Origin of the sequence: Arthrobacter sp. Br18 (assembly GCF_000520555.1) — a bacterium.
Classification (GTDB): Bacteria; Actinomycetota; Actinomycetes; order Actinomycetales; family Micrococcaceae; genus Arthrobacter_D.
Genome location: NZ_KI914896.1, coordinates 34,743 through 53,705, shown reverse-complemented (window position 1 = coordinate 53,705; position 18,963 = coordinate 34,743). Strand labels below are relative to the sequence as shown.

Sequence of the window (18,963 nt, the reverse complement as noted above, 5' to 3'; positions counted from 1 at the left end):
GCGTGCAGCACTCGTCCGCACTCCGGGTGATCCCGGCAGGGCCCTTCATCGCCGCGGGCCAATCGTTGGAGGTGACGGTGCCCGGAACCAGCGCCAACCTTGGCCCGGGGTTCGACACGCTGGGCCTCGCAGTGACCCTGCGCGACACCGTGCGGGTGCGCGCCGTGGAGTCGGGCACGACGACGGTCACGGCACTCGGCGAGAGCGCCGGGACCCTTCCACGGGATGAGCGCCATCTGGTGGCGAAGTCGCTGCTGGCGACCCTGCACCGCGCAGGACGGCGGTCTCCGGGCCTGGAGATCGATACGGTGAACGTGCTGCCGCACGGCCGCGGACTGGGTTCCTCCGCAGCCGCCATCGTGTCCGGTGCCGTGGCGGCGAACGCTCTGCTCGCCGACGAGGACCGCATGGACGAGAAGGCACTCCTGCAGTGGTGCGCCACGCTCGAAGGGCATCCGGACAATGTGGCGTCGGCACTGTCGGGCTCGCTGGCCATCTCGTGGGAGAGCGGGAAGGCGTACTTCAGCACCCGGCTCGAGGTACATCCCGATGTCATTCCCGTCGCGGCTGTCCCGGGCACATCGCTGTCGACGGACAGTGCGCGGGCGCTCCTGCCGACGTCGGTATCGCACTGGAGCGCAGCGACCAATGCCGGGCGCGCAGCCCTCCTGGTGCATGCACTGTCGGCCCGCCCTGACCTGTTGCTCCCCGCGACCGAAGATTTTCTGCACCAGGACTACCGGGCACCGGCGATGGTTGCCAGTGCGATGCTGGTGAGGGCGCTGCGGACGGCGGGCTTCGCCGCCGTCATCTCGGGTGCAGGCCCCACCGTGATGACGCTGGCCGTCGGCGAGAAGCAGGCGGCCGAGGCCGTGATCGCCGCCCGAACGCTGCTCGATGCATCCGACACGCCGGACAGCTGGCGGGTCCTCCGCCTGGATGTGGACCGTGAGGGTGCTAAACTGGGAGTGCACCCGGGGTAGGAATCATCACCATGTTCCCGCCGTGTGCTTCTGTTGGACCGGCCGTCATTCTCTTTTCGACCGCCGTGAAACTGCAGGTTTGCCAGCAGTAGCGCAAATACCGGTGCAGCCTCCGAACTTATCGTTGCATGGGCGGGTCGCGAACCTTGCCCGTGCGGATATCCCTAGGCATCCAGCACACTCGGCCATGCCGGAGCGTTTCCGGCCCGGCCGAAACCCCGCCTGTCCTTTGCGGCATCGGGGCTCACCAACGCGGTACACCCGAGAGGTGGCCGCCCGACGAGGGGGAAGGATCCTTCGTGACTGAAACCACTGACCTGTTACCAGGTGTGGACCAGAAAGACGCTGCATCGAACGGCGCACCAGCATCGACTGATGCACAGGCATCAAATGGCGCACCGGCTTCAAATGGCGCACCGGCGTCCAAGAGCAGCGGCCTCGCAGGCCTCAAGCTTGCACAGCTGCAGGCTCTTGCCGGACAGCTGGGTATTACGGGTGGATCGCGGATGCGCAAGGGAGATCTCGTCTCGGCGATCTCCGACCACCAGCGCGGTTCGGCAGTCGCCGACCGCCAGAAGACTCCTGCGGTGCGTACCGAAGCTGCGGTTTCCGACAAGGCGCCCGCAGCGGATGCCGGCTCTGATGCGGTGAGCGGGGATGCCGCTGCCGGGGCGCAGGCCGAACGCCAGCCCCGCACGCGCAACCGCAACCGCCGTGCGGGCAGCGACGGCGTCGTCACAGTCCAGACCCCCTCCGCTCCGGCTGATGCAGCCCTCCCGGCCGAGGGTACGGACCCCGAAGCCTCGGCCAGGAACGCTGACGGACGATCCACCCAGGACGCCGGCAACAGCTCCAATGCCGGCAGCGGTTCGCGCGGCAGCGATGCTCGCAGTGAGTCGGACGACGAGGATCGCTCGAACGACCGCGGGAACACCGACCGCGACAATACCGACCGCGAGAACACCGGCCGCGGACAGCGCAACCGGCGGGGACGCCGCGGCGAGGAACGCTCCGACAATCAGCAGGCGGACTCCGCTGCGCCGGCTGACGAGCAGCAGGGCGAGTCCGGGAATTCCCAGCAGGGCGAAACCCGTGCCGACCGCAACGAGCGGCGCACCCGTTCACGGTCGGAGCGCGACGACGACCGCAGCGCTGATTCGCGCACCGGCAATGACCGCATCGCGAGCGACCGTAACGGAAATGACCGTAATGCGAGCGACCGCAACACGAACGATCGTGGCGCAAACGACCGTAATGCGAGCGACCGTAACGGAAATGACCGCAGCGCGAGCGACCGCAACACGAACGATCGTGGCGCAAACGACCGTAACGCGAGCGACCGCAACACGAACGATCGTGGCGCAACGACGAACTCTTCCGACGACGAGGGCCGCGGACGCAACCGCCGGAACCGTCCTACGCGCAACAGCCCCCGCGAGGACGACCGCAGCAGTCGCTTCCGTGACCGGAACGACCGCAACGACCGCAACGAGCGCCGCCGCGGACGCAACCAGAACCCCGAGGTCGACGACGTCGAGGTCACCGATGACGACGTCCTGCTGCCCGTTGCCGGCATTCTTGACGTTCTTGAGAGCTACGCTTTCGTGCGTACCTCCGGTTACCTTCCGGGGCCGAACGATGTGTACGTGTCGCTTGCACAGGTCAAGAAGCACAACCTGCGCAAGGGCGACGCCGTCGTGGGTGCCATCCGTGCGCCGCGTGAGGGCGAGACCCAGGCGAGCACGCGCCAGAAGTTCAACGCACTGGTGCGCATCACCACGGTGAACGGCAAGCCGGCCGAGGACCTCAAGGACCGCGTCGAATTCGCGAAGCTCGTGCCGCTGTACCCCTCGGACCGGCTGCGCCTCGAGACCGACCCGAAGAAGATCGGCCCCCGTGTCATCGACCTGGTGGCTCCGATCGGCAAGGGCCAGCGCGGCCTGATCGTATCGCCGCCGAAGGCCGGCAAGACGCTGATCCTCCAGGCCATCGCGAATGCCATCACCATCAATAATCCCGAGGTCCACCTCATGATGGTCCTCGTCGACGAACGTCCCGAGGAAGTCACCGACATGCAGCGGACAGTGAAGGGCGAGGTCATCGCCTCGACCTTCGACCGTCCCGCGGATGACCACACGACGGTGGCTGAACTCTCCATCGAGCGTGCCAAGCGCCTGGTGGAGATGGGCCAGGACGTGGTGGTCCTGCTGGACTCCATGACACGCCTCGGCCGTGCCTACAACCTGGCCGCCCCGGCGTCGGGCCGGATCCTCTCGGGAGGTGTCGACTCGGCAGCGCTCTACCCGCCGAAGCGCTTCTTCGGTGCCGCCCGCAATATCGAGAACGGCGGTTCGCTGACCATCCTCGCCACGGCACTGGTGGAGACGGGGTCCAAGATGGACGAGGTGATCTTCGAAGAGTTCAAGGGCACCGGCAACATGGAGCTCCGGCTTTCCCGGAACCTCGCGGACAAGCGCATCTTTCCGGCCGTGGACGTCAATGCGTCGGGCACGCGCCGTGAAGAGAACCTGCTGTCACCTGACGAGGTCAAGATCATGTGGAAGCTCCGCCGGGTACTGTCGGGTCTCGAGACGCAGCAGGCGCTTGAGCTGCTGACCAACAAGATCCGCGAGACGCAGTCCAACGTGGAATTCCTGATGCAGGTCCAGAAGACCACGCTGGGGTCCAAAGACTCCGATTAGCTGCGAAAAGCCGCCCACGGCACCATCGCCCTGCTCGGCAGACCCGCGTCCCGGATTCTTTCCGGACCGCGGGGCTGTCCCCGGGCCGGTGGAGGCCCTGGGCGGCTCTTGTGGTTAATATCCCCACCTAATTTTCCCCATCGAGTGCGCAGAAATGACGGCTATCCGGCCCCGAAGCCGTAATTTGTGCGCAGTGGATGCATTTTTCAGAAAGAGGTTGAGACAGATGTTCGAGTCCATTCAGGGCCTGCTCGATGAGCACTCCGAGCTGCAGCTCCAGCTGTCCGATCCCGCAGTGCACGCCGACCAGTCGCTCGCGCGGAAGCTCGGCCGGCGGTACGCGGAGCTGGGTCGGATCGTCGACGCCAACAACAAGGAGAGCGCCCTGAAGGATGACCTCGAGGCCGCCCGCGAGATGGCGGGCGAGGACTCCGAGTTCGCGGCGGAGGTGCCGGTGCTCGAGGAGCAGCTGTCCATCGCGCAGGAACGCCTGCGGCGCCTGCTCATTCCACGGGATCCGAATGACGGCCGCAACATCATCATCGAGGTCAAGGGCGGCGAGGGCGGCGACGAGGCGGCCCTCTTCGCCGGCGATCTCCTGCGCATGTACTCGCGCTACGCGGAGTCGCGTGGCTGGAAGACCGAGCTCCTCTCGGCGAACGAATCCGACCTCGGCGGCTACAAGGACGTCCAGATGGCGATCAAGGGATCCTCGAACGATCCCGCCGAGGGTGTCTACGCCCGCCTCAAGTTCGAGGGCGGCGTGCACCGCGTCCAGCGGGTTCCTGTGACGGAGTCCCAGGGCCGCATCCATACCTCCGCCGCCGGCGTGCTCATCCTGCCCGAGGTCGATGAGCCCGAAGAGGTCGACATCAGCCAGAACGACCTCAAGATCGACGTCTACCGGTCCTCCGGCCCGGGTGGCCAGTCGGTCAACACGACCGACTCGGCTGTCCGTATCACCCACCTGCCCACCGGGATCGTGGTGGCCATGCAGAACGAGAAGTCGCAGCTGCAGAACCGGGAGGCGGCCATGCGTGTGCTGCGGTCGCGGATCCTCGCCGCAAAGCAGGAGGAGATCGACGCCGTCAACTCGGACATCCGCAAGTCCCAGATCCGCACCATGGACCGCTCCGAGCGCATCCGGACCTACAACTTCCCCGAGAACCGCATCGCCGACCACCGCACCGGCTACAAGGCCTACAACCTGGACGCCGTCATGAACGGCGAGCTCGAGCCCGTGGTACAGGCCGCCATCGAGATGGACGAGCAGGCCCGGCTCGACGCCATCGGGGCGGAGGAGTAGGCGGATGAGCGGCCGGACGAGCGGGCAGCACGTGCCCTCCGGCGCGCTTGAACAGGCCCTGCACGACGCCGTCCGGCGCCTCACGGCGGCGGGTGTGCCCAGCCCGCGCGTGGACGCCGAACTGCTCGCGGCCCACCTGCTGAAGGTCAGCACCGGACGCGTGCGCGCGCTGGCCCTGACGGATTCCGCGGCGCCCGACGGGTTCGAGGACCTCGTGGCGGAACGGGCGCGCCGCACGCCGCTGCAACACCTCACCGGCACCGCGTACTTCCGGCATGTCGAACTTGCCGTGGGTCCGGGAGTGTTTCTTCCCCGCCCCGAAACCGAATCCGTGGCACAGCTCGTGATCGACCATGCCCTGCGTCTTGCCACGCCGAAAATCGTCGACCTAGGCACCGGCTCGGGAGCCATCGCGGCGTCGGTCGCCGACGAAGTGCCCGCAGCCGACGTCTACGCGGTCGAACTGAGCGACCTCGCGGTGGCGTGGGCCGAGGGCAACCTCCGTCCGTTCGGGGTGACACTCGTGCAGGGCGACCTCACCGATGCGCTCCCCGACCACAATTCGACCTTCGATGTGGTGGTGGCCAACCCGCCCTACATCCCGTCCGGGGCCGTGCCCAATGAGCCCGAGGTCGCCCTGCATGATCCGGAGATGGCCCTGTACGGCGGGGGAGAGGACGGCATGGCGCTTCCCATTGCCGCGGCCCGATCGGCAGCCCGCCTCCTGAAGCCCGGCGGCTACTTCGTCATGGAGCACGCCGAAGTGCAGGCCGGCTGGGTCGCCTCGCTGCTGGCGCGCACCGGGCGCTGGCTCGAGATCACCACCCGACGCGACCTCAACGGACGCGACCGGGCCACGAGCGCCGTCCTGGCCGGCCCCGCGCCGGCAGAAAAGAGCAACAGGCAATGATCTTCCCTACGCACCCGAGCGGCACCCTGCGATGACGCATCCGCGAACGATCCCGAAAGTCGCGGTCGCCGCCGTCACGTTCGACCGTCCCGGTGAACTCGCCCTGCTGCTGGACGGTCTTGCCGCGCAGACGACACCGATCCACTCGATCGCGCTCGTGGACTCCGGAACGGTACCCGCCGCCGACGTCGTGGCCGCCGGTGGCAGCAATATCAACTACCTTCGCTCAGAGGCGAATCTGGGGGGAGCCGGCGGATTCGCCTTCGCCATCCTCGCGGCGATCGCGAGCGGCGCCGACTGGATCTGGCTGATGGACGACGACGGACACCCCGAGGACGAAACCTGCCTGGCGGAGTTGCTGAAGGCCGCCGGGGAGCACGGCCTCGACGTCGTCAGCCCCCTCGTGGCGGCGAGCGGCGACCCCGGCCGGTTGTCGTTCAACTTCCGGATCAACGGGCGGATCACCAATGACCGCTCGCAGCTCGAGCCTCTGGGATACCTGCCGAACATGGTGCACTTCTTCAACGGCGCCCTGATCCGTACCAGCGTGTTCTCCACGGTGGGCCTGCCCGACATGAAATACTTCATCCGCGGCGACGAGGTCGACTTCCTGTTCCGCGTGAAGAAGGCCGGCCTGAAGTACGGCACCGTCGCGACCGTCGCTGTGCGGCATCCTGCGAGCTGGAGCGAAATGAAGCCGATCTTCGGAGGCTTCATCACACCGGTCATTCCGGAGGGCGAGTACAAGCGGTTCTGTTATTTCCGCAACCGGGGCTACCTCACCCGAAAGTACCGCAACCTCCGGTGGTTCAGTGCGGACATGGTCGGCTTCCCCTACTACTTCCTCACCACCGGCAATTTCCGCGGCCTGGCCTCCTGGTTCAGCGCCTACTCGAAGGGCCTGCGCGGAACCGGTTTCGGCCCTCCGCCGGCCGTCTGAGGACGCCGTGAATCCCCGATGTGCACCCGTGTTCCGGCGAATGGAAGAATGATCCAGTGACCACCAGCTACGACTGCTCAGATCCCAACCAGCGCAGCGAGGGCCTCGCAGCAGCACAACGGGCGCTGGCGGCCCGGCAGTGTGTGGTCATCCCCACCGACACGGTCTACGGGATAGCCGCCGATGCCTTCTCACCGCAGGCCGTGGCAACTCTGCTGGCCTCAAAGGGCCGCGGTCGGAACATGCCGCCTCCCGTCCTCATTCCGCGGATCCAGACTCTGGACGGACTCGCAGCCGACGTCCACCCCGATGCTCGCCGGCTGGCAGCGCAATTCTGGCCGGGCGCGCTGACCATCATCTTTCATGCGCAGCCGTCCCTCACCTGGGACCTCGGGGAAACCCTGGGCACCGTGGCGCTGCGCATGCCCGACGATCGCGTGGCCCTCGACCTGCTGGCCATGACCGGTCCGCTGGCCGTGTCCTCGGCCAACCGGACCGGTCACCCGGCCGCCACCACTGCCGCTGAGGCGGTCTCCCAGTTGGCGGAATCAGCCGCGGTCTACCTCGACGACGGCGAACGGTCGGGTGGTTCGGCGGTGGGCTCGACCATTGTCGATGCGACGGGGGATCTCCTTCGGGTGGTTCGGCCAGGCCCGATTTCCCTCGACCGGCTGAGAGGTGCGGTTCCCACCCTCCTCGACATCGACGAGGTGGCAGGCGTCGACGCGGAGGCTGCTGCGTCGGACACCGGGTTACCGGACGACCGGGCCCCCGACGCCCCGTCATCTGCCGTCCCTTCCGGGATCCGGCACCCGGCCGGCGGTTCCACGGCGGTTACGGTTTCCGACCCCGCGCCGCCTGCCCGGCCGCAGCTTCCAGAACGGCCCTGACCCGGCGCTGCGGCGCCACGAACTGCTCCTCCGCCCACCCTGGCCGTTGTGCCTGGCCGAACCACATCAGCTCCACGCGGCGCACCGCACCCGACAGGCGGCCGCCCGCGAGGGAGGACGCCGCATAGCCGCAGCGCACGATCGCCCGGCACACCCACCGGGGAAGCTGCAGGGGCCTGCCGCCTGCCGCTTCGAGGACCGTCGTCACCGTCAGCCCCCCCCAGGGTTGGAGGACGATGAACGGCGGGTCCGGCACTGAACGCCCGACGGCGAGAACCAGGCCGGCCAGGGCATCGACGGACACCACGGGTGTGGGTGCGTTTCCGGGGGACGCGACCGAGGCGAGCGGGGAGCGGGCCAGCCGGGCCAGGGCCAGGGTGGTGGGGCGTGTGGGTCCCTGCACCGACGTGGCCCGCACCACGGTGATCGGCAGTACGGTGATCGGCAGCAGGCCGGTTCCGGCAGCGGTCCCCGCACCCGATCGTCTCCACGCCCGAAGGGTCTGCTCGCCCAGTGCCTTGCTGCGCGAGTACGCGGAGAACGGCGTCGTCGCCTCGGTGTCGTCGAGCACCGGGCTCCTACCCTGCACCGCGGCACTGCTGAGGTGGATGAACCGGTGCGCGCCGGCACGTGCGGCGGCCTCCGCGAGGACGGCGGGGAGCAGCGCATTGGCACCGCGCAACTCCGGGGTATCGGAAGCGCCGGGCGCGGCGAGGCCGGCGGCGTTCACCACCACGCTGCAGCCACTCAGGGCTTCCGCGAGGTCGGGGATGCAGGGGTGGGTCTGAGCCTCCTCCGTCAAGCGGGCGGGGTCGGCCAGGTCAGTGGCCAGCCGCGGGGCGGCGATCCGGACGACGCCGATTCCGGCTGCGTCGAGCGCAGACACCACCGCTGAGCCCACGAAGCCCGAGGCCCCGACCACCGCCCACCTCACGGCGCAGCAGGAGCGTCGTTGCCGGCCGGCACTTCCGGACCCGGCGCCGCATCCCCGGTCGGGCGGTCGGCGGTACGAGCTGGGCGGTTGGCGGTAGGAGCCAGCGGAGGCATGGGCAGCCAGGCCTTGTCGGCGAGGATTCCGCGCGCTTCCCGCCAGCCGCGCCATACCGCCCCCAGCCCGGAGAGAGTGTGTTCCACCGCGACGAGCCGGACCAGTTCCTTGGCTGCTGTCAGCGCCGTGCCGAGGGCGAAGCCGGTCCGGTTCCACCGGCCGGCGTGCTGCAGGTACCTCGCCAGATGCCCGCGGTTCCGCATCGCGCAGAACCTGCCGAGGTCGCTCGAGTCGTTGAGGTGCCTCACGCCGAGGTGGATCTGCTTCTGCGGGCGTGCCTTCTGCAACACGAACTCGTCGACATAGGCGACGGCGTGCCGCTGGGAGATCAGCCAGCCGTAGGTGGTGTCATCACCGTTGAGGAAGAACCGGGGATCCGGGAGCCCCACGTCGCGCACCACACTGGAGTGGAGCAGCATGCCCTCGAAGCACCCGACATTCGTGTGGAACACGCGGGACGCGGCGAAGACATTGCCGCGCACGGGAAGGTGGACGCCGAGGAATTCGTTGAGCTGGTGCTGCCAGAAGAAGGGCTTGCCCGAGGAGTCCCACCGGCGCCCATGGAGGCACCGGTAGCGCTCCATCCAGGGAGCGAAGGCCGCCAGCGCATCCGGGAGGGCCACGACGTCGTCGTCCATCAGCCACAGCCAGTGCGCGCCTTCGTCCAGTGCACGCTCGATGCCCGCGGCGAAGCCTCCGGCCCCGCCCACGTTCGTTGCCAGCCGGTGGTGGAGAAGCGGGTACGGCAGCTCGGAGGCGAACTCCGCGATGACGCCGGCGGTTCCGTCGGTGCTCGCGTTGTCGACGACGACGACGCCGGCCGGTGCCGGGTCGAGCAGTGCCACCGAATCCAGGAGGCCGCGGAGGTATGCGGACCGGTTGAAGGTGGTAATGACGAGGAACAGGCGGCCGCCAGCTGCTGGGTCCTGCAACGTGATCCTTCCGCGCCGCGTCGCCGCTCGAAACTGCCTGAGCCGGGCTACTGCGGTTAGTATTCTCGGGTAGGACGAGTCTAGTTGTTAGGAACCATGAGACAAACCGGCGGTCGACCCGACTCCCAGAATCCGGCAGTCGCGTCCGGAGCTTCCCAGGCGGAGCGCACTTCGGAGGGTACTCCCAAAGGGGAGAAACCGGCCCTGTGGCTCTGGTCCCAGTACCTGCTCGACGCCGTCGCCTGGGTGGTGGCGATCGTCCTTGCCGTGATCCTGCGCTACGAGCTCCTGGTGAGCGCGATCAATGTCGAGGGAGTGGCCGTCTTCTGCGGGGCCGCGGTCCTCGCGCAGCTGGTCGTGGGCCTGAGCTTCGCCCTGTACCGGGGGAAATACAGCTTCGGAAGCTTCCACGAGGCCCGGCTCCTGGTCATCGTCACGGTGCTCGTCTCCGTCATCCTCGTCCTGGTGAGCCTCGCTTTCTTCACGGTGATCGGAGTGCCCCGGAGCATCGGCATCATCGCCTTTCCCTTCGCCTGCATGTTCCTTGCCGCGACGCGGTACCTCAAGCGGATGTATGTCGAGAGCAAGGCGCGGCCCGGCGAGGACGCCCAGCGCACGCTGGTCTACGGTGCGGGGTTCCTCGGGAACTCGCTCGTCACCCGCATGATGCAGGACCCGGAATCGCCCTACGTGCCGGTGGGCCTGATCGACGATGACCCTGCCAAGAAGCACCTGCGGCTGTCCTCGGTCCCCGTCCTCGGCAGGCTTGAGGAACTTCCTGCGATCGCCGCGCGGACACAGGCATCCATCCTCGTTCTCGCCTTCTCGGAGGTCGAAGCATCCCAGGTGCGCAAGGTATCCGACCTCGTCGCGAACCTCGGCATCAAGGTCCTGGTGCTGCCGCCCCTGCGGGACATGCTGGGCACCGGGACCGGCCTGTCGGATTTCCGCGAGGTGGCGGTCGAGGACCTCATCGGCCGGCGCCCGGTGGATATCCACGCCGATGAGGTGGCGGGCTATATCACCGGGAAGCGGGTCCTCGTGACCGGAGCGGGAGGTTCGATCGGTTCCGAACTGTGCCGCCAGCTCGCCGCCTTCAACCCCGTGGAACTGATCATGCTGGACCGGGACGAGACCGGTCTCCAGTCCACGCAGATCTCCCTCACCGGGAGGGGTCTGCTCACCGGCCGCGACACCGTCCTTGCTGACATCCGCGATTCCGACGCGCTGCTGGACATCTTCGAGGACCGTCGTCCGGAAGTGGTTTTCCACGCCGCCGCGCTGAAGCATGTCTCACTTCTCGAGCAGTATCCCGAGGAGGCATGGAAGACCAATGTCCAGGGCACCCTCAACGTGCTGCGCGCCTCGGCCGCGGCGGGCGTGACGAACTTCGTGAACATCTCCACCGACAAGGCAGCCGATCCCACCAGCGCCCTCGGTCACTCCAAGCGGGTCGCCGAGAAGCTGACGTCCTGGCACGCTCAGCAGTCCGGGCAGAAATACGTGTCGGTGCGCTTCGGCAACGTCATCGGCAGCCGCGGTTCCATGCTTCCACTGTTCACCGAGCAGATCCGGAACGGCGGACCCATCACCGTGACGGACCCGGAGGTCACCCGCTTCTTCATGACCATTCCCGAGTCGTGCCAGCTCGTGGTCCAGGCCGGTGCCATCGGCCGTGGGGGAGAAGTGCTGATCCTCGACATGGGCGAGGCCGTCCGGATCCTCGATGTCGCCCAGCGGATGATCGCGATGTCCGGCAAGGACATCGGCATCGTGTTCACCGGGCTGCGTCCCGGGGAGAAGATGCATGAGGACCTGATCGGCGTGGGTGAGGACGACTCACGGCCGCTCCACCCCAAGATCTCCCACACCTCGGTCGCTCCCCTCGACCCCCGGCAACTCGATCTCCAGGAGTGGAGCACCCGCGGCGGCTTCGCAGTCAGACCCCGCCTCCGACCTGCAGGCAGGGACAAGGCCATCCAATGAACCTCCTGCTGATGACCGTTCCGGCCAGCGCGTTCCTGCTGAGTGTGCTCCTGCCCTTCGCCGTCAAGCCGCTGCTGGCCCGGTGGGGAGTGCTCGACGTCCCGAACGACCGCTCGTCCCACACCTCGGTGGTGATCCGCGGAATGGGAGTGAGCGTTGCGGCAGCCATCCTGGTGGCCCTCGTCCTCTCCCTCGCCACCGGCTTGATCGCCGTGGACCGGTCGCTGGTGCTGATCGTGCTGCTCATGGTGGCTGCGGCGTCGCTCCTCGGGTGGCTGGAGGACTTCCGGGGACTGCCCATCCGGGTGCGGGCGGGCTGCCAGCTCGTCATCGGCGCCCTCGGCACGGCCGCCCTGGCCTACACGATCGACCAGAGCTACTGGTGGGTGCCCTTCGGGGCACTCGCGGTTGCTGCCTATATCAACGTGGCCAACTTCATGGATGGCATCAATGGGATCTCGGGGATGCACGGAGTGCTCGTCGGCACCTTCTATGCGATTGCCGGTGCCCTGAGCGATCAGCTGTGGCTGACTGTCGCAGGGCTCGGAGTGGCCGCCGCCTTCGCCGGATTCCTGCCGTGGAACCTCGGCCGGGGATTCGTGTTCCTGGGGGATGTGGGAAGCTACCTGCTGGGAGCGTCGGTCGCGGCGATCGCTGTGACTGGCCTCCTCGCCGGCGTGTACATCGAGTACCTGCTCTCGCCCGTCCTCATCTACCTCGCCGATACCTTCACCACCTTCCTGCGGCGGGCGCGCCGCGGCGAACGCCTATACGTCTCGCACCGGCAGCATGTCTACCAAAGACTCACCGACACCGGCCTGAACCACGTGCAGGTCGCTCTCCTGGTCACCGCATTCTCCGCTGTCACCGGAGCGGCGGGCTTCGTGGTCGCGACGGCCGACGCGCCCGTCGCGGTCTCCGGATCGCTCCTGGCGGCCGGCGTCGTTGCCCTGTACCTGTACTCGCCCAGAATCCTCCGCGCGCGAGCCGACCGGCGCGGCGCGGTGGCCTCCGCCGGGCTCACCTGAGCGGTGCCGTCCTCTACCTGCTGTAGAATCTAGATGCGCTCCGGAACGGACGAGCGATCCCAGCCGGAAGTGAACCGACCGACATCGACAGAGCGGATGCAGTGAGCACACCCGATCCAGCAGTGGGAAACGGCATCCGGGGGGAGCGCGTCGCCGTTTCCGGCCCGACGGCGTCGCCCTGGCTCGGCATCCTGGCCCGCTGCACGCTCGCCGCCACCGTCGTCATCGCCCTCATCAGTGTCCCCGCGGGCGTCGTGGCGGGGTTCGGGGGAGCGCTGAGCGCACTGTTCGGCTTCGCCCTCGTCGTCCTGTTCTTCGGCATCAGCCTGGCCATCGGTCATTTCGCGAGCACATCGAATCCGTCCGGCGCCCTCGGCCTGTTCGCAGTCACCTACGCCATCAAGGTGGTGGGATTCGCCGCCGTCCTGTTCTTCCTGGGAACACCCGACTGGCTCGCAGGCGCGTGGTTCTTCACCGGCGCCGTGGTCACCGTGGTGGTCTGGCAGGTAGTGGAGGTCTTCGTCTTCTCCCGCACCCGCCACCAGCTGTACGAGGACGAGGCTGCCTGATGCCCGAGGAAAATGCACCCCGGAACGTTCCGTCCGACGACGACGGCGGCAGGTACGCCAGGGGCGGCTACAACGAGGGCATCGCCGTGTTCAGCTACATCGTTGGCGGGATCGTGGTCTGGAGTTTGATAGGCTGGGGGCTGGATAATCTCCTGCAAACACGCTGGTTGGTGCTCGCTGGAGCCTTCCTGGGTGCGGCCGGAGGTTTCTACCTCTCGCACATGCACAACCTCACTCGATCCCGCTCAACGCCGTCCGGCGAATCCCCGCAGGACAACCCCGGCGGCTCCAGCGGAAAGTCCGAGTGAGCCCCCACAACTTTAGAAGTCGGACGCGTCACGCTGTGGCCGATCGAAAATTGCCCAACGATGGACACTGCAGAGAGGAAACGCGTTGATCGCGCTTGCGCTCCCGGCCGCAACAACTGAAGAGGGCTTCGTGCCCCCGACTATTGACGACACCCACTACCGGGACATCTTCCCCTGGGGCGGTGAATACGGCGTCTGGTTCGAGGGCGGTTTCGGCAAGCAGATGCTGATGATCATCTTCTCGGTGATCCTGATCGCCACCTTCTTCCTCATGGCCTCCCGCCGCAACGCGCTGGTGCCGGGCAAGATGCAGTTCCTCGGGGAGTCGGCCTACGGGTTCGTCCGCAACTCCATCGGCAAGGACATCATCGGCGGACGGGATTTCCTGAGGTACGTCCCCTGGCTGTTCACGGCGTTCTTCTTCGTCCTGGTGAACAACATCTTCGGTGCCATACCGTTCCTGCAGCTTCCCAGCTTCTCGCATCCCGGCAGCGCCTATGCCATCGCCGCGATCTTCTACCTGCTCTGGGTGGGAATCGGCCTCAAGAAGCATGGGCTGAAGTACTTCAAGCTCGCAGTCGTCCCGTCCGGTGTGCCCTGGTATATCCTGCCGATCGTCGTGCCGATCGAGATCATCTCGAACTTCATCGTCCGGCCGGTCACGCACTCCCTCCGGCTCTTCGCGACCATGCTCGCGGGCCACCTCATCGTCACGCTCGCCGGAACGGCAATCGAGTACATGGTGTCCACGGGAAGCATCCTCCTGCAGGGAACCAGCGTCCTGGTGCTCGGCGGTGCCATCGCCATGTACATGCTCGAGGCATTGATCATGGTCCTCCAGGCCTACGTGTTCACGCTGCTGGCCGCCATCTACATCGAAGGCGCCCTGCACGCCGACGCGCACTAGTTCTCCAGATTCTCAACAGTCTTCCCCGTCGGGGATGATCCCAAACAACCTGCCGCAGCAAGGCGGCATCTTGAAAGGAACACAATGGAAGTACAGGGTAGCCTCAACCTCGTTGGATACGGTCTCTCCGCAATCGGCGGTGGTATCGGTGTGGGTCTCGTATTCGCCGCGTACATCAACGGCGTAGCACGTCAGCCTGAGGCACAGCGCGTCCTCCAGCCCATCGCCTTCCTCGGCCTGGCTCTGACCGAAGCCCTCGCAATCCTCGGCCTCGTCTTCGCGTTCGTTATCGGCGCTTAGCAGCACGGCTGAAGTTTCGTCCGAAGACCAGTTGAAGAAAGACGGGTGAAAAATGCTTAACGCAGCGATTATGGCGGCGGAGGAGGGCTCAAGTCCTCTGATCCCGAACCTCTGGGAACTGCTCGTGACCGTGGCGGGCTTCGCAGTGCTGATGTTCATCGTCATCAAGTACGTCATGCCGGCGTTCGAGAAGACGTTTGCCGCGCGCACCGAAGCCATCGAAGGCGGGATTGCGAAGGCTGAAGCCGCGCAGGCAGAAGCCAACGCGGCTCTCGAAGAATACAAGCAGCAGCTGGTGGAATCCCGCACCGAGGCCAACCGCATCCGTGAGGAAGCCCGGGCCGAAGGCGCGCAGATCCTCGCGGAGCTGAAGGAGAAGGCCGCAGCGGAGTCCGCACGGATCACCGAGCAGGCCCACGTCCAGATCGAAGCCGAGCGTCAGGCAGCAGTTGTCTCGCTCCGCGCCGAGGTCGGAACGCTGGCTACGGACCTCGCAAGCCGCATCGTCGGAGAGTCCCTGGCCGACGACGCCCGCTCGGGCCGCGTGATCGACCGCTTCCTGGCTGATCTCGAGACCTCCTCGCAGAGCGCAGGTGCAGCCAAGTAATGGCCGGTGTATCAAGCCACTCCCTGGCGAGTGTCCGGGAAGAACTGGAAGGCCGCCTGCCGGGAGCGAAGTTGTCCCTGGCGGAGGACCTCTTCGGTGTTCTCGCGATGCTCGACAGCAACGCAGGCCTCCGCCGGGCGCTGACGGATCCGTCGCGCTCCGGTAAGGACAAGGCGGTGCTGGTGGACCAGCTCATTGCCACGCGGGTGTCCCCCGAAGCAGTGGGGGTCGTCAAGAGCCTCGTCGGTGAGCGCTGGTCAAGTGCCCGCGACATCGGAGACGCCCTGGAGACACTGGCCGCCACAGTGGTCATCGCTGTTGCCGAGCGTGGTGGAGCCGGTGTGGAGGGCTTGGAACGGCTCGAGAGCGAGCTGCACGCGTTCATGGCGGTCGTGGGATCCAACCATGAACTGCAGCGGGCGCTTTCGGAGGCGCAGGCGAGCACCGGATCCAAGGTCGCCCTTGCGCTGAAGCTCGTGCCGAACGCGGGGGAAGCCGGCAAGCTGCTGGTTTCCCAGGCAGTGTCGGCCCCGCGCGGGCTGAAACCGGCCACACTCGTGGGACGTTTCCTCGAGCTGGTCGCAGCGCGCCAGCAGCGGTGGATCGCCAACGTCAGCGTGTCCCGTTCACTGACGGAAAGCCAGCACGCCAAACTTGTTGCCGGACTGAACGCCATGTACGGCCGGGAACTGAAGGTCAATGTGGAAGTCAATCCGCTACTGATCGGCGGTGTGCGGGTGAGCGTGGGCGACGAGATGGTCGATTCCACGGTGATCACGCGTCTGTCCGAACTCCGCCGCAAGATGGCGGGATAGCGCTTCGCGCTTATCCAAGCTCGACCAAGACTGAATTACATCCAGGTCGCCACGAACCTACCGGCGATCGCAACACAGGAGAGCAGGGACTGCAGATGGCCGAATTGACCATCAACGCCGACGACGTCCGTAATGCGTTGAATGACTTCGCGGCGTCCTACGAGCCCGGAAACGCGGAGCGCGTCGAAGTTGGCCGCGTAACCACCGCCAGTGACGGCATTGCCAGGGTTGAGGGTCTGCCTTCGGTCATGGCGAACGAACTGCTTCGGTTCGAGGACGGCACGCTGGGCCTCGCCCAGAACCTCGACACCCGCGAGATCGGAGTCGTCGTCCTCGGTGACTACACAGGAATCGAAGAAGGCCAGGAAGTCCACCGCACCGGGGAGATTCTCTCCGTGCCGGTCGGGGACGCGTTCCTCGGCCGCGTCGTGGACCCACTCGGGCAGCCCATCGACGACCTCGGTCCGATCAAGGCCGAGGGACGCCGTGCCCTGGAAACCCAGGCGCCGGGCGTGACCGAGCGCAAGTCGGTGCACGAGCCCATGCAGACCGGACTCAAGGCGATCGACGCCATGATCCCAATCGGCCGCGGCCAGCGCCAGCTCCTGATCGGTGATCGCCAGACCGGGAAGACGGCCATCGCCGTCGACACGATTATCAACCAGAAGGCGAACTGGGCCTCCGGAGATGTCAGCAAGCAGGTCCGTTGCATCTACGTTGCGATCGGGCAGAAGGCATCCACCATCGCTGCTGTGCGCCAGACCCTTGAGGACAAGGGTGCGCTGGAGTACACGACGATCGTCGCCTCCCCGGCCTCGGACCCCGCGGGCTTCAAGTACCTGGCGCCCTATGCCGGATCAGCCATCGGGCAGCACTGGATGTACGGCGGCAAGCACGTCCTGATCGTGTTCGACGATCTCTCCAAGCAGGCAGAGGCCTACCGTGCGGTGTCACTGCTGCTGCGGCGCCCGCCGGGACGCGAAGCCTACCCGGGCGATGTGTTCTACCTGCACTCCCGCCTGCTGGAGCGTTGTGCGAAGCTGTCCGACGAGCTCGGCGCCGGGTCGATGACGGGTCTGCCGCTCATCGAGACCAAGGCCAACGACGTCTCGGCGTACATCCCCACCAACGTCATCTCGATCACCGACGGCCAGATCTTCCTGCAGTCGGACCTGTTCAACGCCAACCAGCGCCCAGCGGTGGATGTCGGAGTCTCGGTGTCCCGCGTGGGCGGCGCCGCCCAGGTGAAGTCGATGAAGAAGGTGTCGGGCACGTTGAAGCTCGACCTCGCGCAGTACCGCGACATGCAGGCCTTCTCGATGTTCGCCTCCGACCTCGACGCAGCGTCACGGCAGCAGCTGACCCGCGGCGCACGGCTCATGGAACTGCTGAAGCAGGGCCAGTACTCGCCGATGCCGGTGGAGCAGCAGGTCGTGTCGATCTGGGCCGGCACCGGCGGCTACCTCGACGATGTCCCGGTCGAGGACATTCGCCGCTTCGAAACCGAATTCCTCGAGCACCTGGGCCACCGGACCTCAGTGCTGACCACGCTCGCCCAGACGGGCAAGATGGAGGACTCCACGGCTGAGGAGCTGAAGTCGGAGATCACCAGCTTCAAGCAGGGCTTCTTCGGTGTGGGAGCGGACGGGCCTGGAGCAGGCCACGAAGAGTACGACGCCCTGCCCGCCGACTCGGTGGACCAGGAAAAGATCGTTCGGCACAAGCGCTAGGTAGCGAAATCCGGACGCGCGCCTGGCGCGTGTCCGGTTTCCGGACCCGGCAGTAGTCGCTTCCCACGGGGAAGCGGAGGAAAGGACAAGTATGGGAGCCCAGATTCGGGTCTACCGCCAGAAGATCGCGTCGACGACGTCGACGCGGAAGATCTTCAAGGCGATGGAGCTGATTGCGACTTCTCGCATCGGCAGGGCCCGCTCGCGTGTAGCGTCGTCGTTGCCCTATGCCAACGCGATCACCCGTGCGGTGTCGGCTGTGGCGTCACAGACGGAGTTCGACCACCCGCTCACCACCGAACCAGCGGAGGTGCGCCGGGCGGCAGTGCTCGTCATGACGTCGGACCGCGGCCTGGCTGGCTCCTACTCGGCCAGTGCGCTCAAGCAGGCCGAGGGCCTGTTCGAGAAGCTGAAAAGCGAAGGCAAGGAAACCAAGGCATACCTGGTGGGCCGCAAGGCACAGGCGTACTTCGACTTCCGCCGCCGCCCCTACGAGCAGGTGTGGACCGGGGATACCGATGCCCCGAAGTTCGAGACGGCACGGGAAATCGGCAAGGCCCTCCTCGACGACTTCGCAACGGACTACGCTGACGGCGGCGTGGAGGAAATCCATGTGGTCTACACCAAGTTCCGGTCGATGGTTGTCCAGGAGCCGTCCGTCATCCGACTGCTGCCCCTCGAGGTGGTCGACGAGCAGGACTCAAGCGACGCCGAACTGCTGCCGCTCTACGAGTACGAGCCGGAACCGGAGCGGGTTCTCGATGCCCTGTTGCCGCGGTACATCGAGTCCCGTCTGTTCGCTGCCCTGCTGCAGTCCTCCGCAAGCGAGCTCGCCGCCCGCCAGCGGGCCATGAAGTCGGCCGGCGACAACGCGACCGAACTCATCAAGAAGTACACGCGGTTGCGCAATACCGCACGGCAGGCAGAAATCACGCAGGAGCTTTCGGAGATCGTTGCCGGAGCCGATGCGCTGAACGCCTCCTGATTTGCGTTCCTGCAAAG

18 protein-coding genes are annotated in these 18,963 nt (G+C 66.6%); 16 read left to right on the top strand and 2 right to left on the bottom strand.

What is annotated here, in order from left to right:
- The first annotated feature begins 2 nt into the window (after positions 1 to 2).
- The 6 genes from thrB to Y704_RS0116875 all read left to right on the top strand — a co-directional run bounded on the left by thrB (position 3) and on the right by Y704_RS0116875 (position 7,731).
- Positions 3 to 983 (top strand): homoserine kinase, encoded by a 981-nt coding sequence (gene thrB / locus Y704_RS0116900; protein WP_051477310.1) that lies wholly within the window; start codon positions 3 to 5, stop codon positions 981 to 983.
- Positions 984 to 1,282: 299 nt separating this feature from the next.
- Positions 1,283 to 3,685, top strand: coding sequence for a transcription termination factor Rho (gene rho / locus Y704_RS0116895; protein ID WP_026550980.1), 2,403 nt, complete (start codon positions 1,283 to 1,285; stop codon positions 3,683 to 3,685).
- 226 nt (positions 3,686 to 3,911) lie between these two features.
- Positions 3,912 to 4,991 carry a peptide chain release factor 1 gene (prfA, locus tag Y704_RS0116890; RefSeq protein ID WP_026550979.1) on the top strand — a complete coding sequence of 360 codons (1,080 nt, stop codon included), beginning with the start codon at positions 3,912 to 3,914 and terminating at the stop codon, positions 4,989 to 4,991.
- Positions 4,992 to 4,995: 4 nt separating this feature from the next.
- Positions 4,996 to 5,901: a peptide chain release factor N(5)-glutamine methyltransferase gene (gene prmC, locus Y704_RS0116885; protein ID WP_051477308.1), complete on the top strand. Its 906-nt coding sequence runs from the start codon at positions 4,996 to 4,998 to the stop codon at positions 5,899 to 5,901.
- A 31-nt stretch (positions 5,902 to 5,932) separates the two neighbouring features.
- Positions 5,933 to 6,841, top strand: coding sequence for a glycosyltransferase (locus tag Y704_RS0116880; RefSeq protein ID WP_026550977.1), 909 nt, complete (start codon positions 5,933 to 5,935; stop codon positions 6,839 to 6,841).
- 56 nt (positions 6,842 to 6,897) lie between these two features.
- Positions 6,898 to 7,731, top strand: coding sequence for an L-threonylcarbamoyladenylate synthase (locus Y704_RS0116875; RefSeq protein WP_026550976.1), 834 nt, complete (start codon positions 6,898 to 6,900; stop codon positions 7,729 to 7,731).
- On the opposite strand, the gene Y704_RS0116870 is transcribed toward Y704_RS0116875, so the two are convergent.
- Together Y704_RS0116870 and Y704_RS25455 are read right to left on the bottom strand one after the other, a co-directional pair.
- Positions 7,676 to 8,653, bottom strand: a complete 978-nt coding sequence (locus Y704_RS0116870; RefSeq protein ID WP_253904382.1) for an NAD-dependent epimerase/dehydratase family protein — start codon at positions 8,651 to 8,653, stop codon at positions 7,676 to 7,678. The two genes, Y704_RS0116875 and Y704_RS0116870, sit on opposite strands and share 56 nt — an antisense overlap.
- Before the next feature lie 8 nt (positions 8,654 to 8,661).
- Positions 8,662 to 9,711 carry a glycosyltransferase gene (locus Y704_RS25455; RefSeq protein WP_051477306.1) on the bottom strand — a complete coding sequence of 350 codons (1,050 nt, stop codon included), beginning with the start codon at positions 9,709 to 9,711 and terminating at the stop codon, positions 8,662 to 8,664.
- 96 nt (positions 9,712 to 9,807) lie between these two features.
- On the opposite strand from Y704_RS25455, the gene Y704_RS22270 reads away from it, so the two are divergent.
- The 10 genes from Y704_RS22270 to Y704_RS0116815 all read left to right on the top strand — a co-directional run bounded on the left by Y704_RS22270 (position 9,808) and on the right by Y704_RS0116815 (position 18,946).
- Positions 9,808 to 11,697: a polysaccharide biosynthesis protein gene (locus tag Y704_RS22270; RefSeq protein WP_081747729.1), complete on the top strand. Its 1,890-nt coding sequence runs from the start codon at positions 9,808 to 9,810 to the stop codon at positions 11,695 to 11,697.
- Positions 11,694 to 12,725: an MraY family glycosyltransferase gene (locus Y704_RS0116855; protein WP_026550974.1), complete on the top strand. Its 1,032-nt coding sequence runs from the start codon at positions 11,694 to 11,696 to the stop codon at positions 12,723 to 12,725. Before Y704_RS22270 ends, Y704_RS0116855 begins: the two co-directional genes overlap by 4 nt.
- Before the next feature lie 101 nt (positions 12,726 to 12,826).
- The gene (locus Y704_RS0116850) at positions 12,827 to 13,294 is read left to right on the top strand and encodes a Cg1360 family ATP-synthase-associated protein (RefSeq protein ID WP_026550973.1); all 468 of its coding nucleotides are present in this window, start codon (positions 12,827 to 12,829) and stop codon (positions 13,292 to 13,294) included.
- Positions 13,294 to 13,602 (top strand): hypothetical protein, encoded by a 309-nt coding sequence (locus Y704_RS22265; RefSeq protein ID WP_035773248.1) that lies wholly within the window; start codon positions 13,294 to 13,296, stop codon positions 13,600 to 13,602. Before Y704_RS0116850 ends, Y704_RS22265 begins: the two co-directional genes overlap by 1 nt.
- A gap of 85 nt (positions 13,603 to 13,687) precedes the next feature.
- Complete coding sequence (gene atpB, locus Y704_RS0116840; protein WP_026550972.1) at positions 13,688 to 14,509, top strand: F0F1 ATP synthase subunit A; 822 nt, start codon at positions 13,688 to 13,690, stop codon at positions 14,507 to 14,509.
- Between the two features lie 84 nt (positions 14,510 to 14,593).
- Positions 14,594 to 14,809 (top strand): ATP synthase F0 subunit C, encoded by a 216-nt coding sequence (locus Y704_RS0116835; protein ID WP_019481292.1) that lies wholly within the window; start codon positions 14,594 to 14,596, stop codon positions 14,807 to 14,809.
- Between the two features lie 52 nt (positions 14,810 to 14,861).
- Positions 14,862 to 15,416, top strand: a complete 555-nt coding sequence (locus Y704_RS0116830; RefSeq protein ID WP_026550971.1) for a F0F1 ATP synthase subunit B — start codon at positions 14,862 to 14,864, stop codon at positions 15,414 to 15,416.
- Positions 15,416 to 16,231 (top strand): F0F1 ATP synthase subunit delta, encoded by an 816-nt coding sequence (locus tag Y704_RS0116825; RefSeq protein ID WP_026550970.1) that lies wholly within the window; start codon positions 15,416 to 15,418, stop codon positions 16,229 to 16,231. The genes Y704_RS0116830 and Y704_RS0116825 overlap by 1 nt, the downstream gene beginning before the upstream one ends.
- A 95-nt stretch (positions 16,232 to 16,326) precedes the next feature.
- Positions 16,327 to 17,961 (top strand): F0F1 ATP synthase subunit alpha, encoded by a 1,635-nt coding sequence (gene atpA / locus Y704_RS0116820; RefSeq protein WP_026550969.1) that lies wholly within the window; start codon positions 16,327 to 16,329, stop codon positions 17,959 to 17,961.
- Positions 17,962 to 18,052: 91 nt separating this feature from the next.
- The gene (locus tag Y704_RS0116815; RefSeq protein WP_026550968.1) at positions 18,053 to 18,946 is read left to right on the top strand and encodes a F0F1 ATP synthase subunit gamma; all 894 of its coding nucleotides are present in this window, start codon (positions 18,053 to 18,055) and stop codon (positions 18,944 to 18,946) included.
- Positions 18,947 to 18,963: the final 17 nt, after the last annotated feature.